The following is a 25,672-nucleotide window of genomic DNA, read 5'->3' as shown; positions in this document are numbered from 1 at the left end:
AGGCGTCGGCCCCGTCCCGCGCGGCCGCCACGCCGGCGCCCCGTGCCGACACGCGCCCCGGCAGTGCCGCGGCGCTGCCCACCGGCGACGAGCGCACGGCCTACGACGCGGCCTTCGACGCCCTCAAGGCCGGCCGCTATGCCGACTCCGCGCGCCTGTTCGCCGCCTTCCTCGACCGCCACCCGGGCGGGGTCTACGCCCCGAACGCGTTGTACTGGCTGGGCGAGAGCTACTACGTCACCCAGAACTACGCACTTGCACTGGAATCCTTCGAGCAGCTGCTCGACCGCTTCCCCACGCACGACAAGGCGCCCGGCGCGCTCTTGAAGGTCGGGCTGTCGCGGCTGGGCCTGCGGCAGGAGGACGCCGCGCAGGCGGCGTTCGCCGACGTGGTCGCCCGTTATCCCGGCACCGACGCCGCGCGGCTGGCCGGCGACCGGCTGAAGGCGGCGCGCCCGGGACGCTGAATCCTGGCGGCACGCGCCGCGGCGGGCGGCCGCCATGCAGGCGGCCGGCGTGGTGCAGGGGTAAAATCGCGGCATGAGCGCCCCCGTCACCGTGGCCGCCGCGGTGCCCGAGCGGCTGCGGCTGACCGAGATCTTCCTGTCGCTGCAGGGCGAGTCGAATTCCGTCGGCTGGCCCACCGTCTTCGTGCGCCTGACCGGCTGCCCGCTGCGCTGCCGCTACTGCGACACCACGTATTCTTTCCACGGCGGCCAGTGGTGGGAGATCGACGCCATCGTCGCGGAAGTCGCGCGCCTGGGCGTGCGCCACGTCTGCGTGACCGGCGGCGAGCCGCTGGCGCAGAAGCGCTGCCTGGCGTTGCTGCAGCGCCTGTGCGACGCCGGGCACGCCGTCTCGCTGGAAACCTCCGGCGCGCTCGACATCGGCGGGGTCGATCCGCGCGTGGCCCGCGTGGTCGACATCAAGACGCCGGGCTCGGGCGAGGTGCACCGCAACCACTGGGCGAACATCGCGCTGCTGACCCCGCGCGACGAGGTCAAGTTCGTGATCTGCTCGCGTGAGGACTACGAGTGGTCGCGCGCGGTGGTCGCCGAGCATGCGCTGGCCGCGCGCTGCGATGTGCTGTTCTCGCCCGCTTTCGGCCAGGTCGCCCCGCGCGAACTCGCCCAGTGGATCGTCGACGACCGCCTGCCGGTGCGCTTCCAGCTGCAGCTGCACAAGGTGCTGTGGGGCGACGAGCCGGGGCGTTGAGCCGCGCCGGCGCAACCGTGAGCGGCGCGCACCGTCGCCCGGCGCGCGCACGGGCATGCGCCCGTGGCCGCACGCGGCGGGATCGCCGCCGACGCTCCGGCCATGCGCGATGCGCGCGGCATCCCCGTCGCGACCGTGACACCGAACTCCAGGACAACGCTTCGACCTTGCAGGCCCGGCCTTGACGACTCGCCAGCCCCCCGACCCGACCCCCCGTCCCCGCGCCGTGGTGCTGCTCTCCGGCGGCATGGACAGCGCCGTCGTCGTCGCCATCGCGCGCGAGCGGGGCTTCGACGTGCATGCGCTCAGCGTGCGCTACGGCCAGCGGCACACGTCCGAACTCGACGCCGCCGCGCGGGTCGCCGCGGCGCAGGGCGTGGCGGCGCACAAGGTGGTCGACGTGGACCTGCGCGGCATCGGCGGCTCCGCGCTCACCGACGCCGGCATCGACGTGCCCACCTCGGGCGACACCGCCGGAACGATCCCGGTCACCTACGTGCCCGCGCGCAACACGATCATGCTCTCGCTCGCGCTGGGCTGGGCCGAGGTGCTGGGCGCGGCGGACATCTTCTGCGGCGTCAACGCGGTGGACTACTCCGGTTACCCCGACTGCCGCCCCGAATTCGTCGACGCCTTCGAGCGCCTGGCCAACCTCGCGACGAAAGCGGGCGTGGAAGGCGCCGGCCTGCGCGTGCACGCCCCGCTGCAGCACATGGGCAAGGCCGACATCGTGCGCGAAGGCGTGCGCCTGGGCGTCGATTTCGCGCTGACCGTCTCCTGCTACCAGGCCGACCGCGACGGCCGCGCCTGCCGGGCCTGCGACGCCTGCCGCCTGCGCGCGCAGGGATTCGCGGCCGCGGGCGTGGCCGACCCGACGCGCTACGTGGCCTGAAGCGCAGCCGCCGGGAATTTACGGAGTGATCTACGGAGGCGGTGAGCCGCGCCTCGCAAGTGCCTGTTCTAATGGTGGGCCGTGTTGGAATCGAACCAACGACCAGCGGATTAAAAGTCCGATGCTCTACCGACTGAGCTAACGGCCCACGTGCCGCGCGGACTGCCGCGTTGGGGGCGCGATCTTACCGCAGGTGGTGCCACGGTACCGAACCCGCGGGATCGGGCGCGCATCCGCCGCATTGGCGGTTGCCGCAGGCATCCGTGCGTGCCTGGCGCTCGCCGCGATCCCGGCGGCCGGGGTGGGTGACGCCGCGTTCTGGGGGCCTTCATCGCAGATCGTCAGGCGCCGGCCTTGAACAAGCCGAACCGTTCAGCCGCATCCAGACTTGTCCCTATAGGCTGCACGCCTGCGACGCGCTAGCGTGCCGCTTCGCTCCTGGGGACCCTGCTTGAAGTTCGACCTCTTCCGCCGCCATGACGGCGCGCTGGTGGTGGTGCCGTCGCATTTTGCCGACGCTTCGCCCGCCCCCGACGCCGCCTCCCTGCGCTTCGTCCGCCGCGTGCGGATGGAGCTCGGCCTGCTGGGCGACGAGCTGGTGCGGGACATCGGCCTGCACGGCTACGCGGTGGCAAGCGGGGCGGACGAGGCGCTGCTGCGCAACGGGCCCACCGACGAGGTGGACACGCCGGCCTGACCGCAGCCTGCCTCAGGCCGCGTCGAACAGCTTCTGCAGCACGGCTTCGCCGTAGCGCTCGAGCTTGCTCGTGCCGATGCCCGGGACGCGGGCGAGGTCGTCCAGATCGGCCGGGTCGGCCTCGGCGATGGCCCGCAGCGTGGCGTCGTGGAAGATCACGTAGGCCGGCACGTTCTGCTCGCGGGCGGTGAGCGACCGCCATTCGCGCAGCGCGTGGAAGCGGGCGAGCGCGTCGCCGTCGAGGTCGAGCAGCTCCGCGTCGGAGGCGCGCCGGTCGCGGCGCGTGCGCGGCAGGGACCTGGGCTCGGCGCGCAGGCGCAGGCTGGCCTCGCCGCGCAGGACCGGCCGGCTCGCCTCGGCCAGGCGCAGCGCGCCGAAGTGCTCCACGTCGATGTCCACGTAGCCGCCGGCCACCAGCTGGCGGAAGACGCTGCGCCACTGGCGGTCGTCGAGGTCCTTGCCGATGCCGAACACGCCCAGGGTGTCATGGCGGAACTGCGCGACCTTGTCCGTGCGGCTGCCGCGCAACACGTCGACCAGGTGGCCCACGCCGAAGCGCTGGCCGGTGCGGTAGATCGCCGACAACGCCTTGCGTGCCGCTTCCGTGCCGTCCCAGCTCTCGGGCGGGGACAGGCAGTTGTCGCAGTTGCCGCAGGCGCCCGGATGCTCCTCGCCGAACCAGCGCAGCAGGGCCTGGCGCCGGCAGCCGGTGGCCTCGCAGTAGCCCAGCAGCGCGTCGAGCTTGCGCAGCTCCAGCAGCTTGCGCTCCTCCGAGGCCTCGCCCTGCTCGACGATCTGCCGCAGGCTCACCACGTCGCCCAGCCCGTAGCTCAGCCAGGCCTCCGACGCGCCGCCATCGCGGCCCGCGCGGCCGGTTTCCTGGTAGTAGCCCTCGATCGACTTGGGCAGGTCGACGTGGGCGACGAAGCGCACGTCGGGTTTATCGATGCCCATGCCGAAGGCGATGGTGGCCACCATCACGATGCCGTCCTCCTGCAGGAAGCGGCGCTGGTTGGCGGCACGCAAGGCGGCGTCCATCCCGGCATGGTAGGGCAGGGCCTTGAGCCCGGCCTTGCAGAGCTGCTCGGCGACGGCCTCCACGCGCTTGCGGCTCATGGCGTAGACGATGCCGCTCTGGCCGGGGTGGCGCGCCAGGAAGTCCAGCAGCGCGCGCGTGCCTGCGCCGTCCTTGGGCACCACCGTATAGCGGATGTTGGGCCGGTCGAAGGAGCTGACGAACTGCTTCGCGTCCTCCAGGCCGAGCCGCTCGACGATCTCGCGCCGGGTCGGTGCGTCGGCCGTGGCGGTGAGCGCGATGCGCGGCACGTCGGGCCAGCGCTCGTGCAGGACCGTGAGCTGGCGGTACTCCGGGCGGAAGTCGTGGCCCCACTGGGAGACGCAGTGCGCCTCGTCGATGGCGAACAGCGCGAGCCGCGCGCGGTCGAGCAGGGCGAGAAAGCGGCCCGTCAGCAGGCGCTCGGGCGCGACGTAGAGCAGGTCCAGCTCGCCCTGAAGGAGCTGGCGCTCGACCGCCGCCGCCTCGCCGGCGTCGAGTGTCGAGTTGAGGTAGGCCGCCTGTACGCCCACCTGCCGCAGTGCCTCCACCTGGTCCTGCATCAGCGCGATCAGCGGCGAGACCACGATCGCGCAGCCCTCCCGCAGCAGCGCCGGGATCTGGTAGCAGATCGACTTGCCACCGCCGGTGGGCATGAGCACCAGCGCGTCGCCGCCGCCAGCCACGTGCTCGACGATGTGGGCCTGCTCGCCGCGGAAGGCCGTGTGGCCGAAGATGCGGTGGAGCAGGGTGAGCGCATGCTCTTCGATCGGGAGCGGATTCATGTACTTGGGAAGGGCAGGCTGGGCGCGGTCCGGTTCAGACACTCTGCCGGTGCCTGAACGTCGAACGTCTTATAGATCCTGAATGCGACAGGGATAACCGGAATTCAACGTTTCGGAGCCTAGGATTTCGAGCAAGGTTCGAAGAGAGCCGCTTCCCTGTCAGGAAGGAAAAAGCCCCGGCTGGTGCCGGGGCTTTTTTGTTCGCTGTCGCCTTTCCATGCTGAATCGAGGCGGCCTGGAGGGTAGCCGATATTCAGGCGGGCCCAGCCACCCTTGCACATAGCCCCGGACGCGCAGTCGGTTGAGGCTCTTGGTGGACGACTGGTACCAGGCGTCCGGGGCGACTTCATGACACGGCAGCAGCTTACTGCAGCAGCGAGCGCAGCATCCAGGCGTACTTCTCGTGCGTCTGCAGCCGCTGCGTCATCAGGTCGACCGTCGGATCATCGCCCGCCTCGTCGGCGCGCGACAGCACCGCGCGCGCGGTGCGGCAGACGGCTTCGTTCCCCGTGACCAGCTGGCGGACCATCTCGCGCCAGTCGACCGTATGCGTCAGGCCGGGTTCCTCGGGCAGCGAGGTCAGGCGGATGAACTCGGCATAGGAGCCCGGCGCGTTGAAGCCCAGCGCGCGGATGCGCTCGGCGATGTCGTCGAGCGCGCCCCACTGCTCGGTGTACTGCGTCTCGAACATGTTGTGCAGGGCGTTGAACATCGGCCCCGTCACGTTCCAGTGGAAGTTGTGGGTCTTCAGGTACAGCGTGAACGCGTCCGAGAGGAAGCTCGAAAGCCCTTCGGCGACCGCCTTGCGATCGTCCTCGCTGATACCGATATTGACCTGCGGCATGCTGTCGGCCACCTGTATCCCGCCGTTGCCGGTCATGGTCTGGCCGAGGTCGGATCCGCTCTGCATCTTCGTTCTCCCGATGTCCTGCCGTAACAGCGGCGACAATAGGCCGGCCGCCCGGCGTTTGTGAAATAGACCGTTCGACTTGAACCGATCCACGCCCTCTATCGATGCCCATCCGCAGGCCATGCGCCGTGGTCTCGATGAGGCCATGACGCGGGATCGCGGCCGGCTGCATGGCCTCTGGACCCGCTGGAACCGGGCGCCCGGTGACGCCGGCGCGCGCGCGGCTTTCGAGACCGCGCTGGCCCAGTCGATCGCGCGGCGCGAGGCGCGGCAGCGCAACCTGCCGGCAGTGGCGGTCGACGAAGGGCTGCCGATCGCCGCCGAAGCCGAACGCATTGTCGCGCTGATCCGTGAACACCCGGTCGTGGTGATCGCGGGCGAAACCGGTTCGGGCAAGACCACGCAGATCCCCAAGCTGTGCATCGCCGCCGGCCGTGGCGCCGCCGGCATGATCGGCTGTACGCAGCCGCGTCGCATCGCCGCGCGCGCCGTGGCGCGCAGGGTGGCGGAGGAGCTCGCCGTGCCGCTCGGCGGCGCGGTCGGTTACCAGGTGCGCTTCACCGAGAACGTGTCGGACGACACCGTCGTCAAGTTCATGACCGACGGCATCCTGCTGGCCGAAATCCAGTCCGACCGCTGGCTCTCGCGCTACGACACGCTGCTGATCGACGAAGCCCACGAACGAAGCCTCAACATCGACTTCCTGCTGGGTTACCTGAAGCAGCTGCTGGAACGCCGCCGGGACCTGAAGGTGATCATCACCTCGGCGACCATCGACACCGCCCGCTTCGCGGCCCATTTCGCCGATGCGCCGGTGGTGAGCGTGGAAGGGCGCGGCTATCCCGTATCCGTGCGCTACCGGCCGCTGGGCGACGCCGCGCATGCGGGCGATGGCGAAGGCCTTCGCCGCGTGTCGGAGCGACCGGCCATCGATGGCCGGGCCGGGGCATCCGAAGGTCGCGGGTTCGCGCCAGGGACGGCATCGACGACGTTTGGCGAAGCAGACGGCGACGGCGCGCGCACGGTCAACGAGGCCATCGTCGCTGCCTGCGACGAGATCACCGCGGAAGATCCGCGTGGCGACGTGCTCGTCTTCCTGCCCGGCGAGCGCGAGATCCGCGACGCGCACCAGGCGCTGGAGCGGCGCAAGTACCGCCACACGGAGGTGCTGCCGCTCTACGCCCGGCTCAGCGCCCGCGACCAGGACCGCGTCTTCAACCCGGGCCCGCAGCGACGGATCGTGCTCGCGACCAACGTGGCCGAAACCTCGCTCACGGTGCCGCGCATCCGCTACGTGGTCGATCCGGGGCTGGCACGCGTCAAGCGCTACAGCCCGCGCGCCAAGCTCGACCGCCTGCACATCGAGCCGGTCAGCCAGGCCAGCGCGAACCAGCGCATGGGCCGCTGCGGGCGCGTGTCCGAGGGCACGTGCTATCGCCTGTACTCCGAAGCCGACTTCCTCTCGCGCGCGGAGTTCACCGACCCGGAAATCCGCCGTGCCGCGCTCGCGGGCGTGATCCTGCGCATGCTGTCGCTGGGGCTGGGGCGGATCGAGGACTTCCCGTTCCTCGAGCCGCCCGATCCGCGCGCGATCGCCGACGGCTGGCAGCAGCTCGCCGAGCTGGGCGCGGTGGACGGCGAGCGCCGGCTGACGGCGATCGGCCGCGTGATGGCGAAGCTCCCCGTGGACGTGAAGCTCTCACGCATGCTGGTGGCGGCCGAGGCGCAGGGCGTGCTGCGCGACATGCTGGTGATCGCCTCCTTCCTCGGCATCCAGGACCCGCGCGAGCGGCCGGCCGACCAGCGCGCCGCCGCCGACGCCGCGCATGCGCAGTTCGTCGATCCGCGCTCGGAGTTCATCGGCATCCTCAAGCTCTGGGAGGCCTACGAGCAGGCGCATGCCGACCTCACCCAGTCGAAGCTGCGCGCGTGGTGCGACAGGCATTTCCTCGGCTTCCTGCGCATGCGCGAATGGCGGGAGCTGCACAGGCAGCTGAAGCTGATGGCGGAGGAGCTGGGCTGGGCCGGCCCGGGCAGCCGGGCGCCGGACGTGCCTGCAGCGGCGGGCGATCGCCCGGACTCGGGCGTGCAGGGCGAATCGAAGGTGGGCCTGCAGGCGCGGCAGCGGCGAGGCGGAGTGTCCGGAAGCGAAGCGAGCCGAGCGCCGCAGCCGATGCCGCGCACCGAGTCATCGGCCGGTCGCGCCGGGCCTGGCGATGCGGCGGGCGCCACGATCGGGGTGGACGATGGCAAGGCCGCCGCCGTCCGCTACATGCGCCTGCACCGCGCCATCCTCGCCGGCCTGCCCACACAGGTCGGCCAGCGCGCCGACCGCGGTTACGACGGCCCGCGCGGCCGCAAGTTCCAGCTCTTTCCGGGCTCGCCGCTGGCGAGGAAGCCACCGCCCTGGGTGCTGTCGGCCACGCTGCTGGACACCGAGCGCGTCTGGGCGCTGACCAATGCCGCGATCGAACCGCACTGGGCGATCGACGAGTTGCCGCACCTGCTCTCGCGCCGGCAGAGCGATCCGCGCTGGTCGCGCTCGCAGGGGCGGGTGATCGGCAGCGAGCAGATCTCGCTGTTCGGGCTCGTGCTCGCGCCCAAACGCCCGATCCACTACGGCGCGCTGTTCCCCGAGGAAAGCCGCGCGATCTTCGCGCGCGATGCGCTGGTCACCGGTGAGATCAACACCCGCTCGGCCTTCCTGAAGAAGAACCTCGCGACGCTCGCGAAGGCCAAGGACGAGGAAGCCAAGCAGCGCCGCGCCGGCCTCGTCGTCGACGAGGACTGGATGACGCAGTGGTACCTCGACCGCCTGCCGCCGCAGGTGCACAACGTGCAGGCGCTGGATGCCTGGTACGCGAAGCTGCCGCCGGGCGAGAAGGCAGCGCTCGAGTGGTCGCTGGACGCCCTGATGATCGGCGAGGCCAGCACCGCCTCGCGCTTTCCTCCCTTCCTGCGCATGGGTGACGTGCAACTCGCGGTGAGATACCGCTTCGAGCCCGGCGCGCCGGACGACGGCATGACAATCGCCGTGCCGCTGCATCTGCTCAACGCGCTCGACGCACCGCAGCTCTCCTGGCTCGCGCCGGGCTTCGTGGCCGACAAGGCGGCGGCCCTGATCCGTTCGCTACCGAAGGCGCAGCGCCGCAACTTCGTGCCGGCGCCGGACTTCGCCCGTGCATTCGCCGAGGCGCATGGCGCATGGCAGGGCGGCCGGCCCGCCGAGCCCGACGACATCAAGGGCGCTCTCGCACGCTTTCTTTCGAAGCTCACGGGCGCGGGCCTCGCAGCCACGGAGTTCGACGAGTCCGCCATCGAGCCGCACCTGCGCGTGAATCTGCGCCTGCTGGACCGCGACGGCCGCCGCGTGCTCGCCGAGTCGCGCGACCTCGACGATCTGCGCGCGCGTTTCGGTGCGATGGCGGCCGACGCCTTCGCCGAGAAGGCCGCCAGCGGGCTGGCGCAGCCGGGCCTGACCGCCTTCCCGTCCTCGCCGATCCCCGACGCGGTGCGCGGCGCCGGCGGCGTACCGGCGTTCCCCGCATTGCAGGACGACGGCGATGCCGCATCGCTGCAGGTCTTCGCGCAGAAAAGCGATGCCGAGCGCGCGCATCCCGCCGGCGTGCGGCGCCTGCTGCGCATCGCCCTGGCCGATCGCATGCGCCAGGCGCGCAAGCAGTTGCCGGTGTCGCCGAAGACCGCCCTGTTGTACGCGGCGATCGAGTCCGCCGCGCCGCGAACGGGCGAGGCCGCGACATTGAAGGAAGGCGACCGGCTGCGCCTGGACCTGGTCGAAGGCGCCTTCGAGGCGCTCGCTGCCGAGGGGCTGGGCGATGTCCGCGACGCCGACGCGTTTGCATCGCGACGGGACCACGTCGCCAGGAACTTGTTCCCCGAGGCCACCTCGCGCCTGCGGCAGGCCGAAACCATCCTGGCCGCGGTCGCCGAGGTGCGGGCGAAGCTGGAAGCGCCGCTCATGGGCTGGGCCAGCGGCAACCTCGACGACATGCGCGCCCACCTGGCCTCGCTGACGCCGCCGGGCTTCCTGCGGGACGCGCCCGCCGACCTCCTGCGCGAGTACCCGCGCTATCTCAGGGCGCTGGCCCTGCGCGCCGAGCGCGCCCTGCGCGATCCGGCCAAGGACCAGGCGCGAATGCTGGAAGTGCGCCCGTTCGCGCAGGCGCTCGACGAGGCCGACCCGGGCGATCCGGACTGGCAGGCGTTCCGGCGTGACCTGGAGGAACTGCGCGTCTCGCTGTTCGCCCAGGAGCTGGGTGCACGCGGCGGCGTCTCGCCGAAGAAGCTCGCCGCGCGGCTGGAGGCGCTGCGCGGCGGGCGCTCTACCTGACGCGGCTGACCTTCGCCATGGGCACCTGTCCCTCCACGCGCAGGTACCAGGCACCCATGAGCCCCGGGCGCACGCTGGCGCGTGGAGATGCGACCGGGCGCGCGTTGAGCTCGCCGTCGACCACGCGCCACTGCTGCCCGTTCTCCAGGGTGAACACGGTGCCGCGCTGCCAGCCATTGAAGCGGCCCAGTATGCGGCTCTCGACAGGCTGGCGGGCCGCCGCGGCCTCGCGCGCGGCCACTTCGCGTTCTGCCGCACGTGCTTCGCCCAGCGCGTCCGCGCGCTCCTCGTTCAACAGGCGGTTGAGCAGTTCGAGCTGCGCGGCGCTGAGCTGATCCAGCCCCGTCGCGCGCATCTGCTCGGCGGTCAGGCGCTTCTCGATCGGCACGTACGCCTGCTGCGCCATGACGGCGCCTGCGGCAAGCAGCAGGACGGGGATGACCAGGGCGGCGATGCGACGCTGCCTACCTTCCTCCTCGGGTTACTTGATGCGGATGACCTTCGCGCGCGTGCCGTAGCGCCCCACCGACATGTACCAGGCGTTGCCGACCAGGCTGGGCGTGATCGTGATCGCGGGGTCGGTCAGACGCACGCCGGCCAGGCTGGCGTCGTCGACCTGCCGCCATACCTGGCCGTTGGCGAGCGTATAGCTGCGACCGTTCGCGAAGCCCCGGAACTCGCCGGCGAGGGTCGATCGCACTGGCTCACTGGAGCCGAAGTTGAAGAAGCCGCGATTGTCGTCCTCGACCTTCTTCTTCGCCGCCGTGGCCGCCTTCTCGGTCTCGGTCTCGATCGTGCGCCCCAGCCAGGCATTCAGTCGCGCAAGCTCGTCGGCGCTCAGCTTGTCCAGGCCCGCGGCACGGAACTCCTCGGGCGTCATCTGCTGCTGGATCGGCGGGGCGGCGAGCACGGGCAGCGCGGCCAGCGCGGTGGCGAGCACGAGCAGGCGGGGCAGTCGCGGGCTGGGCATGTCCTGTTCCTCCGGGCGGTCGCGGGCTAGTGTAGACCCTCGCTCCCGACCTGTTCCCGCCCGCCGCCCCGGCCGATGAACGCGCAGACCGCCCCCGCAGCCAGCGACCCCGTCGCCGCCCTGGCGCGTGCCGGTGGCGCGGTGCCCGCGGCATTACGCGACGCGGTGGCCACCATGCCGTCGACCCGCCTGGACGGGGTGGGCGCGGCCGAGCTCGACGCCACCCTCGATGCGCTGGCGCGGCTCGGCGCCGACGGCGAGATGCTGGCGGCCGCCGTGCTGCACGCCTTCAACCTGCCTGCGCCGGACGCGCGCGCCGCGTTCGACGCACGCTTTCCGGGCATCGCCTCGCTGCTGGAAGGGCAGCGCGCGGCCGAGCCGGTGTGGACGCTGCACGCGCAGCAGACGCGCGGGCAGGGCAGCGAAGGCCTGCGCCGCCTGCTGCTGGCGATGGTGCGCGACCTGCGCGTCGTGCCGATCCTGCTGGCCCGCCAGCTGGCACGCATGCGCCTGGCCACCTCGCGCCCGGAGGACGAGCGCCGGCGCCTGGCCGCGCTTACCCGCGACATCCACGCGCCGCTGGCCAACCGGCTCGGCATCTGGCAGCTCAAGTGGGAGCTCGAGGACCTCGCCTTCCGCTTCCTCGAGCCCGCGACCTACCAGCAGATCGCGCGCCTGCTCGACGAGAAGCGCGCCGACCGCGAACGCTATGTCGCCCAGGTGCGCGACGTGCTCGACGATGCGCTGCGCGCGCAGGGCATCGAGGCCGACGTGGTCGGCCGGCCCAAGCACATCTACAGCATCTGGAAAAAGATGCAGCGCAAGGGCGTGCCCATCGGCGAGCTCTACGACCTGCGCGCGGTGCGGGTGCTGGTCGACGACGTCGCCGCCTGCTATGCCGCGCTCGGCGTCGTCCACTCGACCTGGGTGCCGATCCCCAGCGAGTTCGACGACTACATCGCGCGGCCCAAGCGCAACGACTACCGCTCGCTGCATACCGCGGTGATTGGCCCGGAAGGCAAGACGCTGGAAGTGCAGATCCGCACCCACGACATGCACCGGCAGGCCGAGCTCGGCGTCGCCGCGCACTGGAAGTACAAGGAGGGCGGCGGGCCGGGCGGGGCGTCGGCGCAGGCCGCCGCCGCCTTCGAGCGCAAGATCGCCTGGATGCGCAGGCTGCTCGAGCACAGCGGGCAGGACGGCGCGCTCGCCAACGAGCTCGACAGCGAACTGGTCGAGGACCGTGTCTACGTGCTCACGCCCAAGGGCGAGGTGGTCGACCTGCCGGCCGGCGCGACGCCGCTGGATTTCGCCTACCACGTGCACACCGAAGTGGGGCATCGCTGCCGCGGGGCGAAGGTCGACGGCCGCATCGTGCCGCTGGACCACAAGCTGCGCAGCGGCGATCGCGTGGAGATCCTCACCGGCAAGGTGTCCGAGCCGCGGCGCGACTGGTTGGTGGCCTCCAACGGCTTCCTCGCCAGCGCGCGCTCGCGCGAGAAGGTGCGCACCTGGTTCAACCGCCTGGACCGCGAGCGCAACGAACAGGCCGGGCGCGAGCTTCTCGACAAGGAGCTGCGGCGCATGGGCCTGCTGGGCGCGGACCTCGCGCCTGCACGCGAGCGCTTCCACCTCGCCGGCGACGGCGAGCTCTACGTGCAGGTGGCCCTGGGCGACCTCGGCCCGCACCAGGTCGCGCGCGTGCTGCTCGAGCACGAGCGCGAGCCGGAGCCGCGCGCGGAGCCGGAGCTTCCGCAGCGTCGCGCCCGTGTCGAATCGAAGGGGCGCGGCGAGTTCACGGTCGAGGGCGTGGGCAACCTGCTCGTGCAGCTGGCGCGCTGCTGCCAGCCGCTGCCCGGCGAGCCCATCGCCGGCTACCTGACGCGCGGGCGCGGCGTGAGCGTGCACCGCCCCGACTGCGCCTCGTTCCAGCGGCTGGCCGGTGCGCAGCCCCAGCGCGTGTTGCCCGTGGAATGGCGGCGCGCAGGCTCCGGCTACGAGGTCGACGTCGAGCTCGTGGCGCTGGACCGCAAGTGGCTGCTCAAGGAAGTCACGAACGTCGTCGCACAGGCCAATGCCGGCCTGGCCAGCCTCAATACCGAGCACGAGCGCGGCGGCGGGCGCCTGCGCCTGCGGCTGCGGGTGAAGGTCGGCGACTACGGGCAGCTGGCGGGGCTGCTCGGCAGGCTCGCGGCCCTGCCCGGTGTCGAGCAGGCGCGGAGGGCCTAGCCCGGCGGTGATGCCCGGCAGGCGCTAGCCGGGCAGGCCGAGGATCACCTGCCGCACCACGCCGCGCGCGGCATCCATCGAGAAATGCCGCGCCACGTTGTCCAGCCCGTTGGCGGCAAGCCGGTTCCACAGCGCCTCGTCGCCGTACAGCCGGAGCACCGCGTCGGCGAAGGCCTGGGGGTCGTCGGCCACGAGCACGTCCTCGCCGTCGCGCAGGTGCATGCCCTCCACCGTACAGGACGTGGCGACCACCGGCTGGCCATGCGCCATGCTGAGGTTCACCTTGCCCTTCACCCCGGCGCCGAAGCGCAGCGGCGCGACGGCGATTCGCGCGCCGTCCATGAAGGGAGAGAGGTCGGGCACGTGGCCGTGCAACGTCACGCCGTCGCAGCCGGCGAGCGCGAGGACTGCGGGTGGCGCATCGCTGCCGATGCAATGGAATTCCAGGTCGGGGCGGACCCGGCGGATGAGCGGGAACACGTCGCGGACGAACCAGGCGACGGCGTCCACGTTCGGCGGGTGGCGGAAGCCGCCGACGAAGACCAGCCCCCGGCGTTCTGCGTAAGGGCGCCCCCGACCGCCGAGCTCGTGCACGTTCGACAGCACTTCCACACGGGCGCCGGGCGCGTCGTCAGCGAGTACCCGGCGCTCGGCCTCGCTCACCACCAGCGTGACGTCGCTGCCGCGCACCACCTGCAGTTCCAGCTGGCGCGTCGCTTCCGCAGCGCGCGCCAGGGCCGGATCCCCCGTGACCAGTGCGCCGCGACGCTCGCGCAGGTAGTGGAGGTCTACGGTGTCGAACAGGACGCGCGCCCGAGGTGCATGGCGGCGCAGAAGCGGCAGGAACTCGCGGGCGACGTAGTGCCGGCATACGAGCGCGACATCGAGCGCTTTCGCATGTTGTTTCAGCCAGACGGGCGGGCGCCCGGCATGGGGCGCGAACCAGACCTCCACGCCAAGGCGTTGCAGAGCTTGCGTCGACACGCCGTCATGGCGCCGGTTCGCCGCCAGGAACGTCACGTGCGCGCCTTCCCGCAGCAGGAGCCGCATGATGTTCACCAAGCGCACCGAGCCGGAATCGCGTGTCGGGTCGGGCGTGAGGGCATCCACTACGAGTACGGCGGTGCCGCGTGCCAGCTGCGGCGGCGTCGAATCGTCCCGCTTCGGCTGGCGCTGCAGCGCCTGCGACCATTTGGCGGCGAACACCCCTCGGTTGCGTACCTGGTAGGCCTTCGCACCGCGGGTCTCGTCGGTGCCCGCCGTCGCGCCTTCGACGTGGACGACCTTCGCGAAGGGCTGCACCCGCACCTTCAGCCCGCGTTCGCGCACCGCGAAGGCGAGGTCGGTGTCCTCGTAGTAGGCCGGCGCGTAGCGCGCGTCGAACCCGCCGATCTCCTCGAACAGTGCGCGCCGAATCGCGATGGCCGCACCCGAACAGTAATCGACCTCGCGCACGTACGAGTAGCGCGGATCGGAAGGATCCCCGAAGCGCCCCACGTTCCAGGCGCTGGCATCGGAGAACACGATCCCGCCGCATTCCTGCAGCCGTCCGTCCGGATACAGCAGTTGCGCGCCGACGAGGCCGGTATCGGGATGCGTGGCGAACGTTCCGAGCAGCTCGTCCAGCCAGCCCGGCTGCGGCACCGTATCGTTGTTGAGGAACACGACGTACTCGCCCCGCGCGAGCGCGGCGCCGTCGTTGCAGGCGGCGATGAAGCCACCGTTGGCCGCGCGCCGGTGGAAGCGCAGGCCTTCCACGTTGGCCAGCACCCGCGCGGTATCGTCCGGCGAGCCATCGTCCACCACGACGACCTCGAAGGCCGTACGCGGGGGATGGGCGGCGATCGCGCGCAGACAGGTGAGCGTGTGCGCGATCTGGCCGTAGACGGGCACGACGATGCTGGCCACCGGCGCGTCGCTCGACGGCAGCGTGAAGGGCGTGAAGGGCGCGGGGGCGGGCAGGTAGACGGAAGCGCGCGCGGCGGCGGGCGCGGGCCGCAGGTGGGCCGCGATCCGCTCGAAGGTGGCGCGCAGGCCGCGCGTGCGCAGGCTGGTGCGCGCGCGCCGCACGAGGCCGAGCAGGCGGGAGACATAGAAGCGCAGGTCGGCCCAGCGGGCCTGCGTGACAGCCATCGGCAAACGGGACTCCAATCGGGCGTGAATCGCGGCCGGCGGCATCGGGCGGGGCGCGTGGCCGCCTGCGCTAGACTCGCCCCAGGCGGGCGCCAGCCCTTCATTCTCGCACTCCGTGGCCCGAATCGATTACGACGAAGACGATGCCGACGACACCGGCGCCGCCCCGGCCTCCGGCTGGCGCCGCCGGCTGGTCACCTGGACGCTCGCCGCCGTCGCGCTGGGCCTTGGGTTCCTCATCCCCTACACGCTCTACCTGAACCACGAGGTCGGCCAGCGCTTCGGCCAGCTGCGCTGGCAGCTGCCCACGCGCGTGTACGCGCGACCGCTCGTGGTGGCGCCCGGCGTGGCGATGGATGCGGCCACGCTGAAGACCGAGCTCGAGGCCGCGGCGTACCGCGAGGGCGACGGGCGTCGCCCGGGCTCCTACGCGCGCAATGGTTCGCGCTGGACGATCGCCAGCCGGGGCTTCAACGACGTGGACGGCGTGGTGCGCGCGCGGCGCGTCGAGGTCACGCTCTCGGGCGGCCGCATCGCCGGCGTGCGCGATGCCGACACGCGCCGCACGCTGCGCGCGCATCGCCTGGACCCCGCGCGCATCGCCACGCTCTACGGCCAGAAGCAGGAGGAGCGGCGCCTGGTTCGCATCAACGAGGTGCCGGAGCTGCTGGTCACCGGCCTGCAGGCCGTCGAGGACCGCGATTTCAACAGCCACTTCGGCATCGACATGAGCGGCATGCTGCGCGCCGTGTTCGTCAACGTGCGCGAGGGCGACAAGCGCCAGGGCGCGAGCACGCTCACCCAGCAGCTCGCGCGCAGCGGCCTGCTCGGCATCGGCAAGGAGCAGACCTGGCGGCGCAAGTTCAAGGAGATCCTGTACGCGATGCTGATCGAGGCGCGCTACGACAAGAGCGTGATCCTCGAGGCCTACCTCAACCAGGTCTACCTGGGCCAGCGTGGCTCGCAGGCGATCCACGGCGTGGCGGCCGGCTCTGAGTTCTACTTCGGCCGCGAGCTGGCCGACCTCAAGACCGAACACGTCGCGCTGCTGATCGGGCTGGTGAAGGGGCCGTCGTACTACGACCCGCGCAAGAACCCCGATCGTGCGCGCGATCGCCGCGACCTCGTGCTCGGGGAGATGCTGGAGACCGGGCTGATCGACCAGGCCGAGCACGACCGCGCGGCGAAGGCACCGCTGGGCGTGACGGCGAAGCCGACCACGCTCGCGCCGAACCGTTTCCCGGCCTACGTGGAACTGGTGCGCCGCCAGCTCGCGCGCGACTACCCCACCGACGCGCTCATGGGTGCGGGCCTGAGCGTGATGACGGGCATGTCGCCTTCGGCGCAGGCCTATGCCGAAAGCGCGGTGACGCGCACGCTGGACGCGATCGGCAAGCGCCGCGTGCCGCTGCAGGCGGGCATGGTCGTCACCGACGTGCACCGTGGCGAGGTCGTGGCGGTGGTCGGCGCACGCGACGTGGCCGAGCACGGCTTCAACCGCGCGGTGGAGGCGCAGCGGCCGGTGGGTTCGCTGCTCAAGCCGTTCGTGTACCTGCTCGCGCTCGCCCAGCCGGACCGCTACTCGCTCGCCACCTACGTGCAGGACACGCCGATCACCGTGCGCACCGACGGGCGCCGCTGGTCGCCGGACAACTCCGACGGCCGCAGCCACGGCACCGTGCGCCTGATCGACGCGCTGGCCCAGTCGTACAACCAGGCCACCGTGCGCGTGGGCATGCAGGTCACGCCCGAGCGCCTGGCCGAGCTCGTGCGCACGCTGGCGGGCATCGAGGCCGAGCCGAATCCGGCGCTGATCCTGGGCTCGGTCGACCAGAGTCCGTATGCGATGGCGCAGCTCTACCAGTTCCTCGCCTCGGGTGGGCGCATCCAGCCGCTGCGCGCCGTGCGCGGCGTCCTGGATGCCGACGGCCGCGCGGTGAACCGCTACGACACCGCGCCGGCCCCGGCGCAGGAAGGCGACGCGATCGCCGCGCGGCTCATCACGGTCGCACTGCAGCGCGCGGTCACGAATGGCACGGCGCGCCAGCTGGTGGCCGACGGCCTCGGGCGCCTGTCGCCCGCCGGCAAGACCGGCACCAGCAACGATGGCAAGGACAGCTGGTTCGCCGGCTGGACGGGCGATCACCTGGCGGTGGTCTGGGTCGGCAACGACCAGAACAAGCCCACCGGGCTCTACGGCGCCACCGGCGGCATGCGCGTCTGGTCCGCGCTGTTCGCGCGGCTGCCGACCTCGCCGCTGCGCGTGCCCGAGGAGGGGCTGGACTGGCGCTGGGTGATCGGCTCGAACACCACCGAGGACGGCTGCCCGGGCGCGCAGCGCTTCCCGTTCGTGCGGGGCTTCGCGCCGGCGCAGGTGCCGTGCCCGGCCGCGCAGCCGGCGGCGCCGGCCGACGCCGAGGGGCCGGGCTTCTGGGAGTCGCTGTTCGGCGGCGGCGATCCGCAGCCGGCCGAGCCGTCGGTGCCGGCCGATCCCGCGCGTCGCCTGCCGCCCGAGCCGGTGCCGGTCGACCAGGAATGAGGCAGCGAACCGCCGTCCTGATGTCGGTGTTCGCGCTGGCCGGGTGTGCCGGCACGCCGGTGGTGCCGCGCGTGGAAGTGGACACGCGGGCCGCCGTCGAGGCCGTGCGTGCGGCCGGCGTGGCCTCGGCCGACGAGCTTGCCGTGCGTCCGCTGGTCGACCCCGGCGTCGCCGACCTGCAGGCGCAGGCCGCGGCCCACGAGGCCGCCGGACGCCTGGACGCCGCCGCGCAGGCGCTGGACCAGGCGCTGGAGATCGCGGCGGACGATCCGGCGCTGCTGCAGGCGCGCGCGGAAGTCGCGCTGGCGCAGGGGCGTTTCGACGAGGCCCTGGCCCTGGCCGAGCGCAGCCATGCATCGGGTCCGAAGGTCGGCCCGCTCTGCCGCCGCCAGCAGGAGACGCGGCTGCAGGTGGCGCTCGCGCAGGCCCGGCTGGGCGACGCGGGCGCCGCCACGCGCGCGGAGGCCGCGCGCCGCGAGCGCGAGGCCTGTACCGTCACCCCGCCACCGCGCTACTGACGTGGCCGGCTCGCAACTGGCACGCGCGTGCCGCGAGGCGCTCGCCGACGACGGTGCGCTCGCGCGCGAGATCGCCGGCTTCCGGACGCGACCCGCGCAGCAGGACCTGTCCGCCGCGATCGCCGACGCCTTCGTCGAGCGCGGCACGCTGCTGGCCGAGGCCGGCACCGGCACCGGCAAGACCTTCGCCTACCTGGTGCCGGCGCTGCTTTCGGGCAAGAAGACGATCGTTTCCACCGGCACCCGCGCGCTGCAGGACCAGCTCTACCACCGCGACCTCCCGCGCGTGCGCAACGCGCTGGGCGTGGGCCATTCCAGCGCGCTGCTCAAGGGCCGCGCGAACTACCTCTGCCATTACCGCATGCGGCAGGCGCAGGGCGAGCCGCGCTTCACCTCGCGCGAGCAGGTCGCCCAGTTCCAGCGCATCGTGGCCTGGTCCGGCCGCACGCGCATGGGCGACCTCGCCGAGCTCGAGGATCTCACCGACGACTCCCCGCTGATCCCGCTGGTGACGAGCACGGCCGAGAACTGCCTCGGCACCGAATGCCCGTTCTTCAGCGAGTGCTTCGTCGTGCAGGCGCGCCAGCGCGCGCAGGCCGCCGACATCGTGGTGGTCAACCACCACCTGCTGCTGGCGGACCTGGCGCTCAAGCAGGAAGGCTTCGGCGAGATCCTGCCCGGTGCCGAGGCCTTCGTGATCGACGAGGCCCACCAGCTGCCCGAGCTGGCCGCGCAGTTCTTCGGCGAATCGCTGAGCGCGCGGCCGCTGGTGGAGCTCGCGCGCGACGTGCTGGCGGAGGCGCGCGCCGTCACGGGCGCCGCGGCCACGGTGCAGGAGCCCGCGCGCGCGCTCGAGCACCGCGTGCGCACGCTGCGCATCGCGATGGATGAGCTGCCCGTGCGCGGCACCCGCAAGCGCGTGGCCGAGTCGCCCGGGGCCGAGGCGGCATTCGACGCTCTGGACCAGGCCCTGGCCGCGTTGCTGGCGGCGGTGCAGGCCCTGGCCGCGACGTCGCCGGGCTTCGACAGCTGCGCGGCGCGGGCCATCGAGTTCCGCGGACGGCTGCAGCGCTGGCGCGACGGCGAGGACACGGCCATCGGGGTCGACGCCCGGGATGCGGACGATGACGGGCAGGGCGAGTCCGCGGACAGGCGCGCCGGCGACGAGAACGTGCTCTGGTACGAGCTCACCGCGCGCGGCTTCCGCCTTTCGCGCACGCCGCTCGACGTTTCGGGCCCGCTGGCGCAGCACCGCGCGCGCACGCAGGCGGCCTGGGTGTTCACCTCGGCCACGCTCGCGGTCAATTCGCGCTTCGAGCACTTCGCGATCAAGCTGGGCCTGTGGCAGCCGGCCACGATGCTCGTGCCCAGCCCGTTCGACTGGGGCACGCAGGCGCTGTGCTACCTGCCGCCGCGCATGCCGGACCCGGGATCGCGTGACTACCAGCATGCACTGGTCGACGCCGTGCGCCCGGTGCTGGAGGCTTCGGGCGGCCGCGCCTTCCTGCTGTTCGCCTCGCACCGCGCGCTGCGCGAGACCGCCGAGCTGCTCAAGGGCGGCCCCTGGCCCCTGTTCGTGCAGGGCGAGGCGCCGCGCGGCGTGCTGCTCGAGCGCTTCCGCGCATCGGGCAATGGCGTACTGCTGGGCGCGGCGAGCTTCCGCGAGGGCGTCGACGTGGCGGGCGACGCGCTGAGCGTGGTGGTGATCGACAAGCTGCCGTTCGCATCGCCGGACGATCCGGTGTTCGAGGCGCGGCTGGACGCCATCCGGCGCAGCGGCGGCGTGCCCTTCCGCGACGAGCAGCTGCCGCAGGCCGTCATCGCGCTCAAGCAGGGCGTGGGGCGGCTGATCCGCACGGAAACCGACCGCGGTGTGCTGGTGCTCTGCGACCCGCGCCTGACCGGCAGGCAGTACGGCAGCGTGTTCATGAACTCGCTGCCACCGTTTCCCAGGACGCGCCGGGTCGACGACGTGATCGACTTCTTCGCGGATGCTCCGGTGGAATCGACGTAGCGCCGGCAAGTACGGTGCCCCCGGCTTCGCGCACAATCCCGATCGCCCGCTCCCGGCCGCGGTCCGGCTCGCGCGCTCCGCGGCGGCTGTGCGACCGGGCCCGCCCGACGACCCCGCAGCCTGTCCCGAATCCCGAATCCCGTCGATGAAACTGCTCGCCTTCGAAACCGCCACCGAAGCCTGTTCCGTCGCGCTGTGGATCGACGGCGAGGTGAGGGAGCGCTACGACGTCGTACCGCGTCGTCATGCCGAACTCGCGCTGCCCTGGGCAGATGCGTTGCTCGCCGAGGCCGGCGTACCTCGGCGCGATCTCGACGCCATCGCCGTCGGACGCGGCCCTGGCGCCTTCACCGGCGTGCGGCTGGCCATCGCGATCGCGCAGGGCGTCGCGCTCGGGCTCGACCGCCCACTGGTGCCGGTTTCCACGCTCGCCGCCCTTGCGCGGCCCGCGGCGCAGGCGCATGCGGGCACGCCGGTGCTCGCCGCCATCGACGCCCGCATGGGCGAGCTCTACGTCGGCGCGTTCCGCATGGATGGCGGCGACCTGGTCGCCCTCGACGATGAGCGCCTGCAGGCACCCGACGGCGTGGCCGTGGACGGGGACGGCTGGCGCGGCGCCGGCACGGGGTTCGCGGCAGCGGGCGGCGTGCTGGCGGCTCGCCTCGCCGGGCAGCTGGCCGGCGCGGACGCCGCCGCCCTGCCGCATGCCGCGGACATTGCCGCACTGGCCGCGCGTGCCTTCGCGCGGGGCGAGGCGCTCGCGCCCGAGCGCGTGGAGCCGGCCTACCTGCGCGACAACGTGGCGCTGACACTGCGGGAACAGCAGGCGCTGCGGGAGTCGCGGCGGTGAGGGCGTGGCTTGCCGTCCTGCTGGCGCTTGCGTCGGTGGCCATGCCGGCCGCTGCGGGCACGCGCGCCTGGACCGGGCGCATCGGCGACGCACGCGTCGTGGTCGAACTCTCCGACGACGGCGCGCAGGTCTTCGGTCGCTACTTCTACGAGCGCCACGGGCGCGACCTGCAGCTGGAGGGCATGCGCGACGGCGCGCGCCTGAGCCTTCGCGAGCATGAAAGCTACGAGACGACGCCGGACGACCCGGAGTGGACGCTCGACGCCTCGCGCCCCGATGTCCTGGTGGGCGACTGGCGCCGCGCCGACGGCCGGCGGTTGCCCGTGCGGCTCACGCCGGCGCGCACGGCCGCACAGGACCCCGAGCGTGCCGAACTCGCGCGTCGCGACCCCTATGCCGCCCTGCGGGTCGCCGGCCGGCGCCTGCGCCCCGGGCGCGAGCAGGCGGTGGGGCCCTACCGCCTGCTCTGGCAGGTGGAGCCGGTTTCCGGCGTCGAGCTGTTCCGCATCGTCGCCGGCTACGACGCGGCGACCCGCGCCCGCCTGAATCGCCTCCTCGCGCAGCGGCACTGGGCCGAGATCGCCAACGCCGCCGAATGCCAGGGACTGCCCCATGGCGACTACGCCGTGCGCACCACCCTGCGCCGCATCGCGCCCACGCTCCTGAGCGTGAGCGTGTTCGTCAGCTACAGCTGCGGCGGGGCCCATCCCGACTTCGGCGACGTGCCGCTCAACCTCGACCCGCGCACCGGTCGCGACCTCGCGCTGGAGGACGTGCTCTGGCTCGGCACGGGCACGCCGCCGCGTATCGGCGGCGCCAGCGAGTCCGCGTTCTTCGAGTACCGGCAGGCGGTGCTGGCCCCATGGCTGGCCGAGGCGATGGCGCGCCACCATCCCCGTCGTATCGCCGGCGACGGCGAGTCGGAGGGCTGCGACTACACCGATCCCGAGGTGTGGAGCCTGCCGTCCTGGTACGCCACGGACGCCGGCCTGTACCTGGGGCCGTCGTTCCCGCGCGTGGCCCGCGCCTGCGAATACCCGGAGTGGACGCTGCTCCCCTGGCACGAGGTGCGCGCCCATCCCGGCGCGGTCCGCATCGCGCCCTAGGCGGGCGGGGCGGACGGGCCCTGGCGATGCTCAGTCGTCGACCAGCGCGCCTTCGGGGCGGAACTGCCACGTGCGCGTGACGTGCAGGATGTCGGGATCTTCCTGCGTGCGCGGCAGCGGCGCATAGGGCTCGGCCAGCCGCGCGATGCGCAGGGCCGACTCGTCCAGCAGGCGGATGCCGCTGGACTGCACGATGTCCGCGCGTTCCACCGACCCGTTGCGGCGGATCGCGATGGTGATGACGACCTGGCCCGCCAGCCGCCGCCGGCGCGCCTCGTCGGGATAGTTGAGGTTGCCCACGCGCTCCACCCGGTCCACCCAGCCGCGCAGGTATTCGGCCCAGACGTATTCCTGCGTGCTGGCCGAGATGAACTTGCGCTTGGGCCGCTTGGCATAGCGCTCCGAGCGCAGGTGGATCTCGGCGGCCAGTCGGGCCATGCGCATGTCGCGCTCGATCTTCTCGCGCCCCACGGGCAGCGGCCGCGTCGCAGGGGCCGGCGTGTCCTCGGGCATGGGCACGACGGTTTCGCCGCGCGGCGTGCTTGCGACGCGCTCGCGCGGCGCCGCCGAGGGCGCGGGCGACTGCGCGAGCAGCTCGCGCGGCGCCACGCCCGGTTCGGGCTGCGGCGACGTGCCGCTCTGCGCCTCGCGCGGGCGCGTGGTCTTCTCGTGCTCGCCGCCGCCGACGTTGCTGGCCTGCGCGAGGAAATCGGCCTGCTTCGGCGTGAGCCTGGACTGCGTCTCGGTGAAGATGACATCGAGCGTCGGCACCACCGGCGCGGCCGCTTCCGGCGCGAAGCCCACGGCCACGATCAGCCCCGTATGCAGCGCGACCGACAGCGCCAGGGCCATCGAGAGCCGCCGCGCGCCCTCGTCGGAGATCGTCCGGGCCGGCTCGATCGTCGCCATCCGACCGGCTCAGCGGCTCCCGGCGCGCGCTTCGATCGCGTCGAACAGCAGGCCCGCGATGTTGAGCCCGAACTGCGCATCCAGCTCGCGGATGCACGTGGGGCTGGTGACGTTGACCTCGGTCAGCCAGCCGCCGATCACGTCCAGGCCCACGAAGAGCATCCCGCGCGCCTTCATGTCCGGCCCGACCTCGGCGGCGATCCGGCGGTCGCGCTCGGTCAGCGGACGGCCCTCGCCGCGCCCGCCGGCGGCCAGGTTGCCGCGGAACTCGTCGCCCTGCGGGATGCGGGCCAGGCAGTAGTCCACCGGCACGCCGTCCACCAGCAGGATGCGCTTGTCGCCTTCGACGATCTCCGGGATGTAGCGCTGCGCCATGGCCAGGTGCCTGCCGCCGTCGGTGAGCGTCTCGAGGATGACGTTGAGGTTGGGGTCGCCCACCCGCGCGCGGAAGATCGAGCGGCCGCCCATGCCGTCCAGCGTCTTGAGCACCGCGTCGCCATGCTCGGCGACGAAGGCCTTGATCGCGGCGGCGTCCCGCGTGACCAGCGTCGGCGGGCAGCACTGCGGGAACTCCAGCGCGGCCAGCTTCTCGTTGTAGTCGCGCAGCCCCTGCGGATCGTTCACCACGAGGGCGCCCGCGCGCTGGGCGATGCCGAGGATCTGGGTGTCGTGCACGTACTGCTCGTCCACCGGCGGATCCTTGCGCATCAGCACGACGTGCCGGCCGTCCAGTTCGACCTGTGACGCATCGCCCAGTTCGAACCATCCGCGCGGATCGTCCGCGACCTTCAGGGGCGCGACGCTCGCGGTCGCACGGCCGTCGCGCACGCCCAGGCCGCCGGGCAGCACGTACCACAGCGCATGGCCGCGGCGCTGGGCCTCCAGCAGCATGGCGAAGGTGGAATCCTTGGCAATCCTGATGGACCCGATGGGATCCATCACCACGACGATGTTGAGGGGCATGGCTCGGGCACGGGCGGGGTCGGCCGATGGTAGCAGCCGGGGTCGGCCGAGCCTGACGCAAATTGCCAGTACTTCAGGTTCGTGGTGACGAAAATTGCCTGCTTGACAGCCCCTTCCGGGCTTGGAATAAAGGCTTGCGCGCCACCGTTTCCGTGGCGCTGGGGGAATACGGAATGCAGGACGACGCCCGCACCGGCAGCCTGGGCGGTCTGAAGGTCATGGTCATCGACGACTCGAAGACCATCCGCCGCACGGCCGAGACGCTGCTCAAGCGAGAGGGCTGCGACGTGGTCACGGCTTCGGATGGTTTCGAGGCGCTGGCCAAGATCGCCGACCAGCAGCCGCAGATCATCTTCGTCGACGTGATGATGCCGCGGCTGGACGGCTACCAGACCTGCGCGCTGATCAAGAACAACCAGAGCTTCCGCTCCACGCCGGTCATCATGCTGTCCTCGAAGGACGGCCTGTTCGACAAGGCGCGCGGCCGCATCGTCGGCTCCGAGCAGTACCTCACCAAGCCGTTCACGCGCGAGGAACTCCTCGACGCGATCCGCAAGCACGTCAACGCCTGACCGGGGGGTAAGGCACATGGCACGCATTCTCCTGATCGAGGACTCGCCGACCGAGTCGGCGGTCATGACCCAGCTGCTCGAGCGCAACGGCCACGTCGTGTTGACCTCGGGCAGCGCCGAGGACGGCATCGAGGCCTGCCGCCGCGAGCGGCCCGACCTCGTGCTCATGGACGTCGTCCTGCCCGGCATGAACGGCTTCCAGGCCACCCGCGCGCTGTCGCGTGACGCCGAGACCAAGTCCATCCCCGTGCTCATCGTCAGCACCAAGGGCATGGAGACCGACAAGGCCTGGGGCCTTCGCCAGGGCGCGAAGGACTACATCGTCAAGCCGCCGCGCGAGGACGAGCTGATCTCGCGCATCAACGAACTGCTGGGTGCCTGAGATGGACCTCGCCACGAGCCCGTTCGACGTCCTCGCCGACTACGAGCGCCGCTCGCTGGCGCACGTGCCCGGCCTGCCCGAGCAGCTCGACGCGCCGGGCCTCTGGCGCGGCGTGGGCTACCGCGTCGGCAGCCGCCGGCTTGCCTCCGAGTTCGGCGAGGTGCGCGAGATCCTCACCGTCCCGCAGATCACGCCCGTACCCGGCACGCAGCCGTGGATGCTCGGCGTGGCCAACGTCCGCGGCCAGCTGCTGCCGATCGTCGACATGAAGCAGTTCCTCGAAGGCGAGCGCACGGTGCTGCACGAGTCCCTGCGCGTGCTGCTGGTGCGCCAGCCCGGCGGCGACGTGGCCGTGCTGGTGGACGAGCTGTTCGGCCAGCGTTCCTTCGTCGAGGAGCAGAAGCTCGACGACGAGGCGCTCCAGCCGCTGGCACAGGGCCGCTACGCGCACTTCGTCGAGCGTGGTTACCGCGTGGGCGGGCACCTGTGGGGCATCTTCAGCCTCGACCGCCTCGCCCGCACCCCCGAATTCCGACAGGCCGCCGTCTGACGGCGCATCAAGAGCAACAGACCGAGGTTCAAC

Annotated in this window: 20 protein-coding genes, 1 tRNA gene and 1 pseudogene; 14 read left to right on the top strand and 8 right to left on the bottom strand. The window is 72.2% G+C overall.

What is annotated here, in order from left to right; genetic code table 11:
- From ybgF to queC, 3 genes are all read left to right on the top strand, one after another.
- Positions 1-467: tol-pal system protein YbgF (gene ybgF, locus EYQ95_RS19825; RefSeq protein WP_132329700.1), on the top strand; the 467-nt coding region annotated here is incomplete at its 5' end.
- Positions 468-540: 73 nt separating this feature from the next.
- Positions 541-1,215 carry a 7-carboxy-7-deazaguanine synthase QueE gene (gene queE / locus EYQ95_RS19820; RefSeq protein ID WP_132329698.1) on the top strand — a complete coding sequence of 225 codons (675 nt, stop codon included), beginning with the start codon at positions 541-543 and terminating at the stop codon, positions 1,213-1,215.
- Between the two features lie 181 nt (positions 1,216-1,396).
- Positions 1,397-2,107 carry a 7-cyano-7-deazaguanine synthase QueC gene (gene queC / locus EYQ95_RS19815; protein WP_256432847.1) on the top strand — a complete coding sequence of 237 codons (711 nt, stop codon included), beginning with the start codon at positions 1,397-1,399 and terminating at the stop codon, positions 2,105-2,107.
- Between the two features lie 72 nt (positions 2,108-2,179).
- On the opposite strand, the gene EYQ95_RS19810 is transcribed toward queC, so the two are convergent.
- Positions 2,180-2,255 (bottom strand) — tRNA-Lys (locus EYQ95_RS19810).
- Positions 2,256-2,558: 303 nt separating this feature from the next.
- Between EYQ95_RS19810 and EYQ95_RS19805 the strand changes: the two genes are divergently transcribed.
- Entirely contained in the window at positions 2,559-2,804 is a 246-nt protein-coding gene (locus EYQ95_RS19805) for a hypothetical protein (RefSeq protein WP_132329696.1), read from the top strand.
- A gap of 12 nt (positions 2,805-2,816) precedes the next feature.
- On the opposite strand, the gene recQ is transcribed toward EYQ95_RS19805, so the two are convergent.
- Both recQ and EYQ95_RS19795 read right to left on the bottom strand, forming a co-directional pair.
- Positions 2,817-4,643: a DNA helicase RecQ gene (recQ, locus tag EYQ95_RS19800; protein WP_132329708.1), complete on the bottom strand. Its 1,827-nt coding sequence runs from the start codon at positions 4,641-4,643 to the stop codon at positions 2,817-2,819.
- A gap of 364 nt (positions 4,644-5,007) precedes the next feature.
- A pseudogene (locus EYQ95_RS19795) lies at positions 5,008-5,484 on the bottom strand (Dps family protein); the annotation flags it as partial.
- Positions 5,485-5,674: 190 nt separating this feature from the next.
- On the opposite strand from EYQ95_RS19795, the gene EYQ95_RS19790 reads away from it, so the two are divergent.
- Positions 5,675-9,904: a DUF3418 domain-containing protein gene (locus EYQ95_RS19790; protein WP_243699996.1), complete on the top strand. Its 4,230-nt coding sequence runs from the start codon at positions 5,675-5,677 to the stop codon at positions 9,902-9,904.
- Here EYQ95_RS19790 and EYQ95_RS19785 read toward each other — a convergent pair.
- Positions 9,897-10,310, bottom strand: coding sequence for a hypothetical protein (locus EYQ95_RS19785; RefSeq protein WP_132329692.1), 414 nt, complete (start codon positions 10,308-10,310; stop codon positions 9,897-9,899). The two genes, EYQ95_RS19790 and EYQ95_RS19785, sit on opposite strands and share 8 nt — an antisense overlap.
- A 75-nt stretch (positions 10,311-10,385) precedes the next feature.
- Complete coding sequence (locus tag EYQ95_RS19780) at positions 10,386-10,874, bottom strand: hypothetical protein (RefSeq protein WP_132329690.1); 489 nt, start codon at positions 10,872-10,874, stop codon at positions 10,386-10,388.
- Between the two features lie 75 nt (positions 10,875-10,949).
- Between EYQ95_RS19780 and EYQ95_RS19775 the strand changes: the two genes are divergently transcribed.
- Entirely contained in the window at positions 10,950-13,103 is a 2,154-nt protein-coding gene (locus EYQ95_RS19775) for a bifunctional (p)ppGpp synthetase/guanosine-3',5'-bis(diphosphate) 3'-pyrophosphohydrolase (RefSeq protein WP_132329688.1), read from the top strand.
- A gap of 24 nt (positions 13,104-13,127) precedes the next feature.
- Here EYQ95_RS19775 and EYQ95_RS19770 read toward each other — a convergent pair whose 3' ends face one another.
- Positions 13,128-15,236 carry a glycosyltransferase gene (locus tag EYQ95_RS19770; protein ID WP_132329686.1) on the bottom strand — a complete coding sequence of 703 codons (2,109 nt, stop codon included), beginning with the start codon at positions 15,234-15,236 and terminating at the stop codon, positions 13,128-13,130.
- A 115-nt stretch (positions 15,237-15,351) separates the two neighbouring features.
- Between EYQ95_RS19770 and mrcB the strand changes: the two genes are divergently transcribed.
- The 5 genes from mrcB (at position 15,352) to EYQ95_RS19745 (ending at position 22,263) form a co-directional block, all read left to right on the top strand.
- Positions 15,352-17,775: a penicillin-binding protein 1B gene (gene mrcB / locus EYQ95_RS19765; protein ID WP_132329684.1), complete on the top strand. Its 2,424-nt coding sequence runs from the start codon at positions 15,352-15,354 to the stop codon at positions 17,773-17,775.
- Complete coding sequence (locus tag EYQ95_RS26880; protein WP_132329682.1) at positions 17,772-18,293, top strand: tetratricopeptide repeat protein; 522 nt, start codon at positions 17,772-17,774, stop codon at positions 18,291-18,293. The genes mrcB and EYQ95_RS26880 overlap by 4 nt, the downstream gene beginning before the upstream one ends.
- Before the next feature lies 1 nt (position 18,294).
- Positions 18,295-20,307, top strand: coding sequence for an ATP-dependent DNA helicase (locus EYQ95_RS19755; RefSeq protein ID WP_243699993.1), 2,013 nt, complete (start codon positions 18,295-18,297; stop codon positions 20,305-20,307).
- Positions 20,308-20,452: 145 nt separating this feature from the next.
- Entirely contained in the window at positions 20,453-21,157 is a 705-nt protein-coding gene (gene tsaB, locus EYQ95_RS19750) for a tRNA (adenosine(37)-N6)-threonylcarbamoyltransferase complex dimerization subunit type 1 TsaB (RefSeq protein ID WP_132329678.1), read from the top strand.
- On the top strand, positions 21,154-22,263 hold the full coding sequence (locus EYQ95_RS19745) for a hypothetical protein (RefSeq protein WP_132329676.1): 1,110 nt from the start codon (positions 21,154-21,156) through the stop codon (positions 22,261-22,263). Before tsaB ends, EYQ95_RS19745 begins: the two co-directional genes overlap by 4 nt.
- Positions 22,264-22,293: 30 nt before the next feature.
- Here the strand turns inward: EYQ95_RS19745 and EYQ95_RS19740 are convergent, their stop codons facing one another.
- Both EYQ95_RS19740 and gshB read right to left on the bottom strand, forming a co-directional pair.
- Entirely contained in the window at positions 22,294-23,172 is an 879-nt protein-coding gene (locus EYQ95_RS19740; protein WP_132329674.1) for an energy transducer TonB, read from the bottom strand.
- A 9-nt stretch (positions 23,173-23,181) separates the two neighbouring features.
- Positions 23,182-24,135, bottom strand: a complete 954-nt coding sequence (gene gshB, locus EYQ95_RS19735; protein ID WP_132329672.1) for a glutathione synthase — start codon at positions 24,133-24,135, stop codon at positions 23,182-23,184.
- Between the two features lie 173 nt (positions 24,136-24,308).
- Here gshB and pilG point away from each other — a divergent pair, with 173 nt between their 5' ends.
- The 3 genes from pilG to EYQ95_RS19720 are packed head-to-tail and all read left to right on the top strand — an operon-like array spanning position 24,309 to position 25,639.
- On the top strand, positions 24,309-24,707 hold the full coding sequence (gene pilG, locus EYQ95_RS19730; RefSeq protein WP_132329704.1) for a twitching motility response regulator PilG: 399 nt from the start codon (positions 24,309-24,311) through the stop codon (positions 24,705-24,707).
- Between the two features lie 16 nt (positions 24,708-24,723).
- Complete coding sequence (locus EYQ95_RS19725; protein WP_132329670.1) at positions 24,724-25,089, top strand: PleD family two-component system response regulator; 366 nt, start codon at positions 24,724-24,726, stop codon at positions 25,087-25,089.
- A gap of 1 nt (position 25,090) precedes the next feature.
- On the top strand, positions 25,091-25,639 hold the full coding sequence (locus EYQ95_RS19720; RefSeq protein WP_132329668.1) for a chemotaxis protein CheW: 549 nt from the start codon (positions 25,091-25,093) through the stop codon (positions 25,637-25,639).
- Positions 25,640-25,672 lie beyond the last annotated feature (33 nt).

Source organism: Lysobacter sp. N42, assembly GCF_004344885.1.
The sequence above is the reverse complement of the archived record's forward strand: the minus strand, read 5'-3'. Positions and strand labels throughout refer to the sequence as shown.

What these genes read in the sequence shown, in the direction of transcription:
- queE (WP_132329698.1), top strand. Translation starts at nt 541, where the DNA reads ATGAGCGCCCCCGTCACCGTGGCCGCCGCGGTGCCCGAGCGGCTGCGG.
- recQ (WP_132329708.1), bottom strand. Translation starts at nt 4,643, where the DNA reads ATGAATCCGCTCCCGATCGAAGAGCATGCGCTCACCCTGCTCCACCGC.
- EYQ95_RS19790 (WP_243699996.1), top strand. Translation starts at nt 5,675, where the DNA reads ATGCGCCGTGGTCTCGATGAGGCCATGACGCGGGATCGCGGCCGGCTG.
- EYQ95_RS19785 (WP_132329692.1), bottom strand. Translation starts at nt 10,310, where the DNA reads ATGGCGCAGCAGGCGTACGTGCCGATCGAGAAGCGCCTGACCGCCGAG.
- EYQ95_RS19780 (WP_132329690.1), bottom strand. Translation starts at nt 10,874, where the DNA reads ATGCCCAGCCCGCGACTGCCCCGCCTGCTCGTGCTCGCCACCGCGCTG.
- EYQ95_RS19775 (WP_132329688.1), top strand. Translation starts at nt 10,950, where the DNA reads ATGAACGCGCAGACCGCCCCCGCAGCCAGCGACCCCGTCGCCGCCCTG.
- EYQ95_RS19770 (WP_132329686.1), bottom strand. Translation starts at nt 15,236, where the DNA reads ATGGCTGTCACGCAGGCCCGCTGGGCCGACCTGCGCTTCTATGTCTCC.
- EYQ95_RS26880 (WP_132329682.1), top strand. Translation starts at nt 17,772, where the DNA reads ATGAGGCAGCGAACCGCCGTCCTGATGTCGGTGTTCGCGCTGGCCGGG.
- tsaB (WP_132329678.1), top strand. Translation starts at nt 20,453, where the DNA reads ATGAAACTGCTCGCCTTCGAAACCGCCACCGAAGCCTGTTCCGTCGCG.
- EYQ95_RS19740 (WP_132329674.1), bottom strand. Translation starts at nt 23,172, where the DNA reads ATGGCGACGATCGAGCCGGCCCGGACGATCTCCGACGAGGGCGCGCGG.
- gshB (WP_132329672.1), bottom strand. Translation starts at nt 24,135, where the DNA reads ATGCCCCTCAACATCGTCGTGGTGATGGATCCCATCGGGTCCATCAGG.
- pilG (WP_132329704.1), top strand. Translation starts at nt 24,309, where the DNA reads ATGCAGGACGACGCCCGCACCGGCAGCCTGGGCGGTCTGAAGGTCATG.
- EYQ95_RS19725 (WP_132329670.1), top strand. Translation starts at nt 24,724, where the DNA reads ATGGCACGCATTCTCCTGATCGAGGACTCGCCGACCGAGTCGGCGGTC.
- EYQ95_RS19720 (WP_132329668.1), top strand. Translation starts at nt 25,091, where the DNA reads ATGGACCTCGCCACGAGCCCGTTCGACGTCCTCGCCGACTACGAGCGC.